The following is a 12,499-nucleotide window of genomic DNA, read 5'->3' as shown; positions in this document are numbered from 1 at the left end:
GCCTTCGTCGCGGGTCGTCAGTGGGTGAGGACCTTCTCGTGGGCTCCGCGAGCGGTGGGGTCGTCGTCGAGCTCGTCGTCGACCATGTTGCTCTCGTCGAACGGATCCCGGCCGGACAGCACGTCGTCGACGCGCTGCTTGTCGATGGTGCTGGTCCACGAGCCGACGAGCAGCGTCGCGACCGCGTTGCCGGAGAAGTTGGTGACCGCGCGGGCCTCCGACATGAACCGGTCGATGCCGACGATGAGGCCGACGCCGTCGAGCATGTCGGGACGATGGGCCTGGAGTCCGCCGGCGAGGGTGGCCAATCCCGCACCGCTGACGCCGGCGGCGCCCTTGGACGCGATGATCATGAACGCGAGCAGGCCGATCTGCTCACCGATCGACAGCGGGTCGCCCATCGCGTCGGCGATGAAGATCGACGCCATCGTGAGGTAGATGGCGGTGCCGTCGAGGTTGAACGAGTACCCGGTCGGCACCACGACGCCGACAGTGGTCTTCTCCACGCCGAGGTGCTCCATCTTCGCGATCAGGCGAGGCAGCGCGGACTCCGAGGACGACGTCGCGAAGATCAGGATGTACTCGCGGGTGAGGTACTTGACGAGTTTGAAGATCGAGACGCCCGACACGGTGCGCAGCAGCACCCCGAGCACGCCGAACACGAACACCAGGCAGGTCAGATAGAACGCGAGCATCAGCGTCAACAGCTGCTGGACCGCGGCCCAGCCGGTCTGTCCCACGACGCTGGCGATCGCACCGAACGCGCCGATCGGGGCCACCCAGAGCACCATGGTGAGCACCTTGAAGACGAGCTTCTGGAAGTAGGAGACCGCGGTGAGGATCGGTTCGCCGGTGCGGCCCATCGCCTGGATCGCGAACCCCACGAGCAGCGCGACGAACAGCGCCTGCAGGACGCTGCCCTCGGTCAGCGCGGACAGCATCGATTCCGGGATGATGCCCTGGATGAAGTCGAGGGTTCCGCCGGACTCGTGTGCGTCCTCGGCGAGTTCCTGGCCCTTGCCCGACACCGAGTCGATGTTCAGGCCGTCGCCCGGCTGGATGATGTTGCCGACGACCAGGCCGATCGCCAGCGCAACCGTCGACATCGCCAGGAAGTAGACGAACGCGAGTCCGCCGACCTTGCCGACCGTCGCCGCCTTGCGAACCGAGCCGATGCCCAACACGATCGTGCAGAAGATGACCGGGGCGATCATCATCTTGATGAGGCTGACGAACATGGTCCCCAGCACTCCGAGGTCTTTGCCGACGCCCGGCGCGACGAGCCCGACCACGACGCCCGCGATCACCGCGATGATGACACCGATGTACAGCCAATGGGTGCGGTCGCGCTTGGCCTTGGATGGCGTGTCGGGCGTGGTCAGGATGGGATCGGAACCGTCCCCGGCCGGTGAGTCGCCGGACCTGCCTCGAATGTTCATCGGTGATTCTCTCCTCGTACACCTCGGACAACAGTGATTAGGATTGTGGCCCGATGTGGTGACGCGGGTCACGATTGTGTTCATTACGTTCACACCCAGCACGTCCGGAGTCATCACTCCGGACAGGAACGAGGTCGGCAGGGATGCGGTGGTACCCGCGCACGCTCGCCGGACAGGTCGCCGCGCTCGCATTGGCGGTCTTCGCGGTGGTCGTCGTCGCCGAGAGCGTTCTGGCGGCCGTCGACGCCCGCATCGACGCGGACCGCGCGGCGAGGGCCGAGGTGACAGCGGTGGCCGTCAGCCTGGCGGAGTCGCCGTCGACCGTCGCCGCCCTCACGTCTCCGGATCCCAGCGCGGTGCTGCAGCCGGTCACCGAGCGGGTGCGCGCGGCAACCGGGATCGCGTTCATCACCGTGCTGGCGCCCGACCGGACCCGCTACACCCACACCGACCCGGCGCGGATCGGCGAACCGTATCTGGGGAGCATCGACGCGGCACTGCGCGGGCAGACCATGACCGAGAACTACACCGGCACGCTGGGCCCGTCGATCCGGACGATCGTCCCCGTCCGTGATGCCGACGGCCGGGTGGTGGGGATGGTCGCCGCCGGGATCACCCAGCGCTCGCTGACGTCGGCGTGGCGTGGCCAGCTGCCGATGATCGCCCTCGCCGCGTTCGCGGCACTGCTCACCGCCGTCGGCGGCGTGTGGTGGATCCGGCGACGACTACTGCGGCAGACCGGTGGACTCGCGCCCGACGAGTTGCGGCTGATGTACGACCACCACGATGCTGTGTTGCGCTCCGTGCGCGAGGGATTGGTCGTCGTAGAAAACGGACGACCGGCGCTCGTCAACTCGGAGGCGCACCGCCTGCTCGAGATCGGACCCGACACGGCCCCCGCGGACCTGCCCGCCTTCCTCACCGACGGCGACGAGGAGACGGACGTGACCTACGCCGACCGCGGCCGGGTACTGCTGGTGAGTCGTTCCCCGGTGGCCGGCCGACGCGCGTCGTCGGTGGTCACCATCCGCGACCGCACCGAGCTCTCGGAGGCGATGGGCGAACTCGACTCCATGACGCGGTTCGCCGAGGCCCTCCGATCGCAGGCGCACGAGGCCGCCAACCGGTTGCACACGATCGTCGCCCTCGTGGAGATGGGCCGGCCCGACGAGGCCATCCGGCTGGCGACGACCGAATTCGAGCTCTCCCAGCACCTCATCGACCGGATGACCCAGGCGGTGGCCGAGCCCGCGCTGGTCGCCCTCCTGCTGGGGAAGACCGCGCAGGCGGCCGAACGCGGGATTCCGCTGTCCCTGACCGAGGAATCGCAGGTGAGCGACGCCGCGACCGGGCTCCTCACGCCCGGTGAGATGATCACGGTCGTGGGCAACCTGATCGACAACGCCCTGGACGCTTCCGACCCCGCGGACCCGTGGGTGGAGGTGACGGTCGTCGGGGACGACCGCGTGCTCGACATCGTCGTCGCCGACAGCGGCAGCGGCATGGATGCCGACCTGCTCGCCCTGGCGACCACTCGGGGTTACTCGACGAAGCCGGGAGGTGACGCCGCCGGGCGCGGCCTCGGTCTCGCCCTCGTCGCCCAGGTCGTCGCCCGCCGGCACGGGACGATGAGCGCCGAGAACACCTACGGCTCGGTCATCTCGGTACGCGTGCGCGCCGACGCGGGGGAGCGCGGACGATGATCCGCGTCCTGATCGTCGAGGACGAACCCGTGATCGCCGAGGCGCATCGCGATTATCTCGTCCGGCTGGGCGGATTCGAGGTCGTCGGTGCCGTGTCCACCGCGCAGGAGGCGCTGCGGATGGCCACCGCCGGACCGGTGGATCTGGTGCTGCTCGACCTGGGTCTGCCCGACGCACGTGGCGTGGACCTCGCCTCGGCGCTGTCGGGTGTCCGCCCGGCGCCCGACGTCATCGCGATCACCGCCCAGCGCGACCTCGCCACCGTCCGGAGCGCGATGTCGCGCGGGGTGCTGCTCTACCTGCTGAAACCCTTCACCTTCGCCGCGTTCCGGGAGAAGATCGAGCAGTACCTGCGCTACCGCGAAGCCCTCACCGGCGACGCCGACGCGGTCAGTCAGCGCGACGTCGACCGGGCGCTCGCCGAGCTGCGCACGAGCGACACCCGTCGATCGGCGAAGAAGGGCGCGGCGCCGCAGACCGAGGACGCGGTCAGCCGGGCGGTCCGTGACAGCCCCGACGGGCTGACCGCCTCGGAAGTGGCGCGCGCCCTCGGATCGTCGCGGGTCACCGCATGGCGCTACCTCGAGCGGCTCGCCGACGACCACGTACTCGAACGCGATACCGAGTACGGCTCGGCGGGCCGGCCGCAGGTGCGCTACCGGTGGCGACGGCGCTGACCCGGCGTCGCGGGGCTCAGCTCTCCTGCGCGTCGTAGGCGCGCGCCCGCAGCGAGCGGGCCACGCCGTCGCGGCCCTCGGAGATCAGCCGCTTCAGCGCGGACGGATGGTCCCCGGTCAGGAAGTCCTCGGCGAGGTCGAGGGCATGCTGTGACATCGCCCAACTCGGGTACAGGCCGATGACGACCGTCTGCGCGACCTCGCTCGACCGGCGTGCCCACACCTTCGGAACCGCCTCGAAGTACTTCTCCACGTAGGGCTCGAGGAGTTCGCCCTGGCCGGGACGGGCGAATCCGCCGATCATGGTGCGGGTGTACACATTCGACAACGAATCGTCCTCGACGGCGCGAGTCCAGGTGTCCGCCTTGGCCTCTGCCAGCGGACGCGCCGCCCGCGCCAGCGCCGCCGAACGCGTGCCGGTGGCGGTGTTGTCCCGCTCGGCCTCGGCGTCGATGACCGGGGTCGACTCCGGATCGGTGTCGATCGCCCCGGCGGTGGCCAGCGCGGTCACCAGCTTCCACCGCAGGTCCGTGTCGACGGCGAGACCCTCGAGCCCGTGGTCGGCGGGATCAGCACCCTCGAGCAGCGCTCGGGCCACCTCGGTCTGGTCGTCGTTGATCCGGCCGCCGAGCCAGGTGTTGACGAACGCCAGCTGATGGTCGGAACCCGGCTCGGCCGCGCGGGCGAGTTCGAGCATGCGCGAGCTGAATCCGGGACGGCCCGTGGTGGCCGCCCACTCCGGGTCGGCGTAGGACTCGATGGCGGTCGTCGCCTGCAGCAGAACTCGTTGCACCACACCGATTTCCGACTCCCCAGCGATGCCCTGCCGAACGAGTTCGACGAAGTCACGGGCACGCATCTCGGCCTGACGGGTCATCTCCCACGCCGCCGACCAGACCAGGGTGCGCGGCATCGGATCGCTGATGTCGCCGATCCGGGCGGTCGCCGTCGCCAGCGACTCCGGATCGAGCCGGACCGAGGCGTAGGTGAGGTCACCGTCGTTGAGCAGCACCAGATCTCCACGATGCACACCGACGAGGTCGGCGACGTCGGTGCGCTCGCCCTCGATGTCGAGTTCCACACTGTGCGTCTGCTCGATGGCACCGGATCCGTTGTCGGCGTAGACACCGACGCGCAGTCGGTGTACCCGGGTCTCGCCGGCGCCCGGGGCGGCGCCGTCCTGGACGATGGTGAACCGCGTGAAGGCGCCGGAGTCGTCGACCTCGAAGTCGGGCCGGATGACGTTGATGCCCGTGGTGCGCAACCACTGGTCGCCCCAGTCCGACAGGTCCCGGCCCGACGACTTCTCCAGTGCGCCGAGGAGATCGGCGAAGGTGGCGTTGCCGAACTGGTGCGCGGCGAAGTAGCTGCGCAACCCGGCGAGGAAGTCCTCAAGGCCCACGTAGGCGACCAGCTGTTTGAGGACCGACGCGCCCTTGGCGTAGGTGATGCCGTCGAAGTTGACCTCGACGGCCGCGATGTCGGGGATGTCGGCCGCGACCGGGTGGGTCGAGGGCAGCTGGTCCTGCCGGTAGGCCCAGGACTTCTCGACGTTGGCGAAAGTCGTCCAGGCGCTGGCGTATTCGGTCGCCTCGGCCTGGCACAGCACGGAAGCGAAGGTAGCGAACGACTCGTTGAGCCACAGGTCATCCCACCACTGCATGGTGACCAGGTCGCCGAACCACATGTGTGCCATCTCGTGCAGGACGGTCTCGGCGCGGCGCTCGTAGAGGTATTTGGTCACGCGGGACCGGAAGACGTAGTCCTCGAGGAACGTCACGGCGCCGGCGTTCTCCATCGCGCCGGCGTTGAACTCGGGGACGAACAGCTGGTCGTATTTGCCGAAGGCGTACGGGATCCCGAAGTTCTGGTGGTAGAACCCGAAGCCCTGTTTGGTCTCGGTGAACAGGCGCTCGGCGTCCATGTGCTCGGCGAGCGATGCGCGGCAGTAGATGCCGAGCGGGATGTCGCCGTGCTCGTCGGAGTAGACGTCGGTCCACTCCGCATACGGCCCCGCGATGAGTGCGACGAGGTAGGTGCTCATCGGTACTGTTTCCCGGAATCGGTGCACCACAGCGGATGTGGAGCCGTCCGGTTCGCCAGGAGCCTCCGCGTGCGCGGCGTTGGAGATGACCTTCCAGTCCGCGGGAGCGGTGACGGTCACCGTGTAGGTCGCTTTGAGATCGGGCTGATCGAAGCAAGCGAACATCCGCTTGGCGTCGGCCGTCTCGAACTGTGAGTACAGGTACACCGAATCGTCGGACTGGTCGACGAACCGGTGCAGACCTTCGCCGGTGTTGGAGTACGCGCAGTCGGCGACCACGGTGAGCGTGTTCTCGGCGGCGAGGCCCGACAGCGGGATACCCACTGATTCGTCGAAACCGGAGACGTCGAGGTCGGCTCCGTTGAGGGTGGCCGAGATGAGCGTGGGTGCCACGAGATCGACGAACGTCTCGCTGCCCTCCGTCGCGGTGAACCGCACCGTCGTCGTCGAGCGGAAGGTCTCGGTCCCGGGCGCCCCGGAACCGTCGGTGAGGTCGAGGTCGATCTGGTAGTTCGACACGTCGAGAATCGCTGCGCGGTCGCGGGCCTGGTGTCTGGTGAGGTTCGGAGCAGTCACGCAGGCCAGCTTATCCAGGTCAGGACTCCGGCGGTGCTCCACGCAGTCCGGCGGGGTTCAGGATCGCCCGTGCGATCGTCTCGAGTTCGGCGGCGACCCCGGGCCGGGACCGCAGCTGCGGCGACTCGATGATCTCGCACGTGTAGCCGAACAACGCCTGGGCGAGCGCATTCGCGTCGGCCGCGGTCAGCAGTGGGCTACGGGACCGGATCGCGTCGATCCATTCGGCCCGGAAATCCAGCTGCGCGTTCCGGAGCTGCGTCTGCTCGGTGTCCGGCAGATACATGAGGTCACTGGTGAAGACGGGCATGATGCGGCCGTGGACGTCGAGTGCGTACTCGACGAATACGCGGATGAGCACGTCGAGGGGGTCGTCGGAACCGGCGCGGCTCAACGCATGGGCGGTGACGTAGAGGATTCCCTGCACGCCGCGCCACAGCACCGCCCGCAGGAGATCGGATTTGCCCGACACCTCCTGATAGAGCGTCGCGATCGAGACGTCGGCCGTGCGGGCGATCTCGTCGATCCGGACGTCGGGGAACCCCCGCTCGGAGAACAACTGGGTGGCGGCGTCGAGAATGCGCTCGCGACGGGAGGCGGGGCGACGGTGCGCGGGTGCGCGCTCGGCATCGGGGTCCGGCTCCGGTGGCCCCGGCAGCCGGCACGCGAGGATGGAGTCCGCCACGGCGCGCTGGACCTCCATGAGGCGGGCGGGCGACAACGAGCCCCGCATCTCGGAGGTGTTGGTGTACACGCTGAGTGCAGCGGCACCCAGCATCGCCGCCTCCGACGGCACGACGTCGGGACGCGCCGCGGCGATGAGTGAGGCGAAGTGTTCGCTCAGCCGGCCGAAATAGCTTCTCATCACATCGAGTTCGGCCGGCTGCAGATGGCGTTGCTCGCGACGCCACAGCGTCGACACGTCCCGATGGGCGGTGAGGTCACCGAGCCCGTCGAGCAGAAGCGCGAGCTGCTCGACCGGCGAGCGGCCGTGCTCCTCGGCGTCGGCCATGAGTGTCGCGACGAGCTCCACCTGCGTCGTCAGCGCTTGCGAGAGGATGTCGTGTTTGCCGGGGAAATGTCGGTACACCGCCGGCCCGGTGAGACCGACCGCGGCGCCGATCTGCTCGATGCTGACGTTTCGGAATCCCGCGTCCTGGAACAGTCTTGTGGCGGCCCGGACGATCTGTGCCGAGCGCTGTCCGAGAGATCGGGGTTCGAGCGGCCGGAGACGCGCGACCACCCGGGCGGGTTCGTCCGGATCGGACGGTGGCGACGACGGCATCCCGGGTCCTCTTCCTCGGCGGTTCTTGCACCATCTCACACCGTGCCCGGACCGGGCCCCGCGAATCCACAGCGCCGGCGACTGCTCCGCGCATCGGGAACAGTTCGAACCGCCGGGGTGTTGAGCCGTCCGACGGCGCCATCGGCCGATCGTCGGCGGCACGTGTTCAATGTCGACTCTCGAGAGGATGTTCCATGTCAGAGCAGGCCCAGCCCACCGATCGCGTCGATTTCTGGTTCGACCCGCTCTGCCCGTGGTGCTGGATCACCTCACGCTGGATCCTCGAGGCCGAGAAGGTCCGGCCGATCGAGGTCAATTTCCACATCATGAGCCTCGCCGTCCTCAACGAGGGCAAGGACATCCCCGAGGAGTACCGCGAGGGCCTCAAGCACGCCTGGCGTCCGGTCCGGGTCATCGCCGCCGCCGCCGCGCAGAAGGGTGACGAGATCCTGGCGCCGCTGTACACGGCGATGGGGACCCGCATCCACAACCAGGGCATCAAGGATCTCGACGAGGTCATCGCGGGCGCGCTCGAGGAGGTCGGCCTCGACGCCTCGCTCGCCGAGGCCGCCGACGGCACCGAGTTCGACGAGGTCATCCGCGAGAGCCACCACGCCGGGATGGACAAGGTGGGCGACGATGTCGGGACGCCCACCATCCACGTCAACGACGTCGCCTTCTTCGGCCCCGTGTTGTCGCGGATCCCGCGTGGTGAGGACGCCGGGACGGTGTGGGACGGTGCGCGCGCACTCGCGTCCTACCCCCACTTCTTCGAGCTCAAGCGCACGCGCAACGAGGATCCGCAGTTCGACTGATCGGGTTCGGTTGCGCGTTTGCGGTTCCGTACGTCAGAAGCGTGGTGGCGGTTCGATGCCGTTGGGCAGTCCGTCGGGCCCGAGGGTCGCCGGATGGGGAGGCGGCGGCACCGCCACCACGTTTCCGCTCCCGACGCCCCGGACGATCTGGCTGGGACGCAGCAGCATCGCCCCCGCGCGGGTCCGGTCGCGAAGCGCGGCTGCCCGCCAGGTCAGCACCGGATGCGACGACATCGCGTTGGTCAGGAAGGTGAAGAACCCGCGCTCGTGGGTCGCCCGGTCGGCGAACTGGTCGAAGTCCACCGCCGAGAGCATGTACTTGCCGGCGGCCAGGACCCCCATCGCCCCGGGCGCCCCACCGGGTCTGGCGTAGTACCCGTAGTTGTCCGCGCTGTACTCCTGCGCGCGGGACAGGGCGGCGCCGAGCACGGGGATGTTCATGCCGACGATCGTCGAGAGCTGTCGCCAGTACGAGGTGTGCCCGGCGGCGATGTGCCCGACCTCGTGGCCGATGATGAACTCGAGCGCCTGCGGGTCCCGGGCGGCGCCGCCCACCTCGAACAGGTCGGAGTACACGACGACGAATCGCCGGAACCCGTGCCCGGAGGCGAATGCGTTGATCGCGCCGTTGCCGAGGACGACGTAGGCATCCGGCACGTACTCCAGTCCGAAGCGGGCTGCGGCTTCGACGACCATCCGGTGTCCGTCGGGGAACTGGGTCGGCGTCATCTGTACGCCGTTGACCCGCGGTGATGCATAGGTCAGGCCGCGGATCACGAACAGCAGGAGCGGAAACAGCAACGCGCCCAACAGGAGTTGGTCGAGGGTGCCCAGCGCGACGAGGACGATGATCGCCGCGTACCCGACCACCGTCGCGAGGATCACCAGCACGAGGGTGGGGATCTCCCAGGGGTGCAGCCGTGGCCGCGCGGCGTAGTGCGCCGGGCGCAGCCACCGTCGACCGGGGTCGGCGGGCGCGGGTGGCGGCGGGTCGGCGACGCCGGGCACGTTGGGGATCGGTGCCCCGGAGGCGGGTGTGCCGGCGGCCGGCTCGCGGGGGACGGGCAGGGGCGTGTCCACGCCCTCAATCTATAGTGACGCCATGCGTGTCTACCTCGGTGCCGACCATGCCGGATTCGAACTCAAGAACCAGATCGCAGACCATCTCGAGGCCACCGGCCACGAGGTCGTGGACTGCGGTGCCCACGAGATGGACCCCGCCGACGACTACCCGGCGTTCTGCATCGCCGCCGCGGCCAAGACCGTCGCCGACCCGGGCAGCCTGGGAATCGTGCTCGGCGGCAGCGGCAACGGCGAACAGATCGCCGCGAACAAGGTCCCCGGCGCGCGCTGCGCACTCGCCTGGAGCGTCGAGACCGCCCAGCTCGCCCGGCAGCACAACAACGCACAGCTCATCGGCATCGGCGGCCGGATGCACAGCACCGCCGAGGCGCTGGCCATCGTCGACGCGTTCCTGGCCACCCCGTGGTCGGAAGAGGCGCGGCACCAGCGGCGCATCGACATCCTCGCGGAGTACGAGCGCACCGGCGAGGCTCCTGAGGTGCCGGGGGCCCCGGCCCAGTAGGTCTCGGCCGAGTCCGTGCCCGAGGGCCACACTCTCCATCGACTGGCCCGCCGGCAGCAGCGACTGTTCGGCGGGCAGCGGGTTCGCGTCAGCAGCCCGCAGGGTCGCTTCGCCGACGGTGCGGCGATGGTGGACGGACTCACCTTCCACGCGGCCGAGGCCTGGGGCAAGCATCTCGTCCATCGTTACCGGGACGGGCGTGCCGAACGAATGGTGCACATCCACCTCGGGCTGTACGGCTCGTTCACCGAACTCGCGGTGCCCGTGCCGGAACCGGTCGGGCAGGTTCGACTCCGCATCGAGACCGAGACCGCCGGAACGGACCTTCGGGGTCCGACGGCGTGTGAGATCTACCACCCCGCCGATCTCGAGGCGTTGGTCGCCCGACTCGGTCCGGATCCGCTGCGACGCGACGCCGATCCCGACCGGGCATGGTCGGCGATCTCGCGGTCCGCGCGGCCCGTCGGCGCCCTGCTGATGGACCAGAAGGTCATCGCCGGGATCGGCAACGTGTATCGCGCCGAGATCCTCTTCCGCGCCGGCATCGATCCGATGAGACCCGGAAAGCGTGTTCTCCGAGACGAATTCGACGCTCTGTGGTCCGACCTGGTGACTCTCATGAAGATCGGCGTGCGTCGTGGACGCATTCACGTGATCCGGCCCGAAGACGATTCCGGGGCGCCGTCCTACGCCCCGAACCGTCCGCGGACCTACGTGTACCGGCGGGCGGGCGAGCCATGCCGGATCTGCGGGACACCCGTCCTGATCGCCGATCTGGAGGCCCGAAAACTGTATTGGTGCCCCGTCTGCCAGACCTGACAGGTTACTGCCCGGTCGGTGTGGATAGCCGAACCTTAGTAGCATGTGCGGAGCCGTGAGGTTCTTACTCACGCGAACGGTCGGGGAGACAAGAGGGGGCAGTGTGACAATCAGCGAAAGCATCCGGTCTCATGCCGGACTGATCTCGCGGGGCGAGGTGTCCCCACTCCGAGACGTACCTTTCCACGGCGCGGCCGACGCGCCGATCACCCGTCGCGTGCTGGCCGGTGGGGACCTTTTCCCGGAGGCGGAGAAGCGCGTCGTGGCACATGAGATGCGGGCCGTCTCGGCGGCTTCACGTGACTACTGCGAGCCGCACGTGCACGACTGCCCGGAGATCAACATCCTGCTGTCGCTCGACCGTCTGGTCTACGAGATTACGCTCGGGGACGAGGTCTATGAGGTCGAGGCGCCCGCGAGCATCTACATACCGGCCGGCCTGGTGCACAGCGCCAATGTGATCGAGGGCAGCGGTTTCTTCGTGGCGATCATCGAGACCGCCGACTACGTCGCCAAACCGCCACCGGCGCAAGCATCCTGATCGGTCACGGCTGCGAGGTGCGGGCCGCGGCGCCGTGACACGGTCGAGGTGGGAATCTCAGGAAGCCCTCAGCGCTTCTGCGGGCGGTTCATACGTCCGGGACCCACCATGGGTGAGGTGCAGCATGTCAGAACCCCGCCACGGCCCGGCGGGGCACCGCCGATCACTGTCTTCGTGGTCGGCGGGACGGGGGAGTCGTACCCCGGTGACCCACGGACCGAGGTGTCCGGGCTCCTCACCGGAGTGGCCGACGAACTCGATGACCGCTTCGACTGTCGGTGGATCGGATACCCCGCGAGCTATGGTCCCGCCCCGCGTCCGGGCGGGATGAGTTTCGTCGAGAGCGTCGGGATCGGTGCGGGCCGACTGCGGGCGGCCATCCGCGCCACGGCCGGACCGGTCGCGCTGGTGGGTTACTCGCAGGGGGCCGTGGTCATCCGATCCGCGGTCGCCGATCTGGCGACCGGGGACGCCGAGACTGCATCCGACCTGGACCGGGTACTCGGTGTCGGGCTGGTCGCCGACCCGCACCAGCCGCCGGGCGTGGTGCCCGGTTGCGACGGGTGGGGAGTCGCCGGCCCGGGAGCGGATCTGCCGACCGGGCTGCCCGTGTACTGGGTGGGCGCGTCCCAGGACGTGATCTGCAACGCCGACGCGGACTCGCTTGTCCGCGACGTCGCCGACCTCACCGGCTCTATGACGCTGGCCGGGCTCGGCCGATGGGGGAGGAGTGCGTGGGATGTGTTGCGCGCCAACGACTTGCAGAACGCACGGCGGACGTCGGTCCGGCCGGCGCAGTGGCGGCGCGACCCCGGGCGGATGCTGGCGGCGTGGCGTGAGGTCAGGTGCTACCTCCCGTCGCGCATCCGGGTGGGTGGTGTGTGGCTGACCAACGCCGTGGGTGGCCGGCACACGTCGTATCGGAGCGACCCCTATCGGCGGACCTCGGTCACCGATCCGGCGTCCACCGGTTGTCAGGTCATCGCCCAGTGGCTTCAGGTCCAGGCGACGTTCG

11 protein-coding genes are annotated in these 12,499 nt (G+C 69.0%); 7 read left to right on the top strand and 4 right to left on the bottom strand.

All coding sequences use genetic code 11. The features are described from left to right. Positions 1 to 17: 17 nt before the first annotated feature. The gene (locus M4D77_RS21450) at positions 18 to 1,439 is read right to left on the bottom strand and encodes a cation:dicarboxylate symporter family transporter (RefSeq protein WP_259937336.1); all 1,422 of its coding nucleotides are present in this window, start codon (positions 1,437 to 1,439) and stop codon (positions 18 to 20) included. A 143-nt stretch (positions 1,440 to 1,582) separates the two neighbouring features. On the opposite strand from M4D77_RS21450, the gene M4D77_RS21445 reads away from it, so the two are divergent. Then, positions 1,583 to 3,142, top strand: coding sequence for an ATP-binding protein (locus M4D77_RS21445; protein ID WP_259937335.1), 1,560 nt, complete (start codon positions 1,583 to 1,585; stop codon positions 3,140 to 3,142). Beyond that, complete coding sequence (locus M4D77_RS21440) at positions 3,139 to 3,819, top strand: response regulator (RefSeq protein WP_058250040.1); 681 nt, start codon at positions 3,139 to 3,141, stop codon at positions 3,817 to 3,819. Before M4D77_RS21445 ends, M4D77_RS21440 begins: the two co-directional genes overlap by 4 nt. A gap of 16 nt (positions 3,820 to 3,835) precedes the next feature. On the opposite strand, the gene pepN is transcribed toward M4D77_RS21440, so the two are convergent. After that, a complete protein-coding gene (gene pepN, locus M4D77_RS21435; RefSeq protein ID WP_259937333.1) occupies positions 3,836 to 6,439 on the bottom strand; it encodes an aminopeptidase N in 2,604 nt (867 codons plus the stop codon). 19 nt (positions 6,440 to 6,458) lie between these two features. Next, complete coding sequence (locus M4D77_RS21430) at positions 6,459 to 7,724, bottom strand: TetR/AcrR family transcriptional regulator (RefSeq protein WP_259937332.1); 1,266 nt, start codon at positions 7,722 to 7,724, stop codon at positions 6,459 to 6,461. Between the two features lie 194 nt (positions 7,725 to 7,918). On the opposite strand from M4D77_RS21430, the gene M4D77_RS21425 reads away from it, so the two are divergent. Continuing rightward, positions 7,919 to 8,539 carry a DsbA family protein gene (locus M4D77_RS21425; protein WP_058250042.1) on the top strand — a complete coding sequence of 207 codons (621 nt, stop codon included), beginning with the start codon at positions 7,919 to 7,921 and terminating at the stop codon, positions 8,537 to 8,539. A 33-nt stretch (positions 8,540 to 8,572) separates the two neighbouring features. On the opposite strand, the gene M4D77_RS21420 is transcribed toward M4D77_RS21425, so the two are convergent. Further along, positions 8,573 to 9,619 (bottom strand): M48 family metallopeptidase, encoded by a 1,047-nt coding sequence (locus M4D77_RS21420; RefSeq protein WP_058250043.1) that lies wholly within the window; start codon positions 9,617 to 9,619, stop codon positions 8,573 to 8,575. A gap of 22 nt (positions 9,620 to 9,641) precedes the next feature. Between M4D77_RS21420 and M4D77_RS21415 the strand changes: the two genes are divergently transcribed. The 4 genes from M4D77_RS21415 to M4D77_RS21400 form a co-directional block, all read left to right on the top strand. Beyond that, the gene (locus M4D77_RS21415; protein WP_058250044.1) at positions 9,642 to 10,124 is read left to right on the top strand and encodes a ribose-5-phosphate isomerase; all 483 of its coding nucleotides are present in this window, start codon (positions 9,642 to 9,644) and stop codon (positions 10,122 to 10,124) included. Between the two features lie 15 nt (positions 10,125 to 10,139). After that, positions 10,140 to 10,943: an Fpg/Nei family DNA glycosylase gene (locus M4D77_RS21410; protein ID WP_068972584.1), complete on the top strand. Its 804-nt coding sequence runs from the start codon at positions 10,140 to 10,142 to the stop codon at positions 10,941 to 10,943. Positions 10,944 to 11,046: 103 nt separating this feature from the next. After that, positions 11,047 to 11,484: a homocitrate synthase gene (locus M4D77_RS21405; RefSeq protein ID WP_078113594.1), complete on the top strand. Its 438-nt coding sequence runs from the start codon at positions 11,047 to 11,049 to the stop codon at positions 11,482 to 11,484. A gap of 108 nt (positions 11,485 to 11,592) precedes the next feature. Next, the coding region (locus M4D77_RS21400; RefSeq protein ID WP_259937329.1) for a PE-PPE domain-containing protein at positions 11,593 to 12,499 on the top strand (907 nt) is incomplete at its 3' end.

The organism is Gordonia sp. p3-SID1431 (genome assembly GCF_025143765.1).
Classification (GTDB): Bacteria; Actinomycetota; Actinomycetes; order Mycobacteriales; family Mycobacteriaceae; genus Gordonia; species Gordonia hongkongensis.
This window is presented reverse-complemented; position numbering and strand designations above follow the sequence as displayed.

Coding starts and splice junctions, on each gene's coding strand:
- M4D77_RS21450 (WP_259937336.1), bottom strand. CDS start 1,439: ATGAACATTCGAGGCAGGTCCGGCGACTCACCGGCCGGGGACGGTTCC.
- M4D77_RS21445 (WP_259937335.1), top strand. CDS start 1,583: ATGCGGTGGTACCCGCGCACGCTCGCCGGACAGGTCGCCGCGCTCGCA.
- M4D77_RS21440 (WP_058250040.1), top strand. CDS start 3,139: ATGATCCGCGTCCTGATCGTCGAGGACGAACCCGTGATCGCCGAGGCG.
- M4D77_RS21430 (WP_259937332.1), bottom strand. CDS start 7,724: ATGCCGTCGTCGCCACCGTCCGATCCGGACGAACCCGCCCGGGTGGTC.
- M4D77_RS21425 (WP_058250042.1), top strand. CDS start 7,919: ATGTCAGAGCAGGCCCAGCCCACCGATCGCGTCGATTTCTGGTTCGAC.
- M4D77_RS21415 (WP_058250044.1), top strand. CDS start 9,642: ATGCGTGTCTACCTCGGTGCCGACCATGCCGGATTCGAACTCAAGAAC.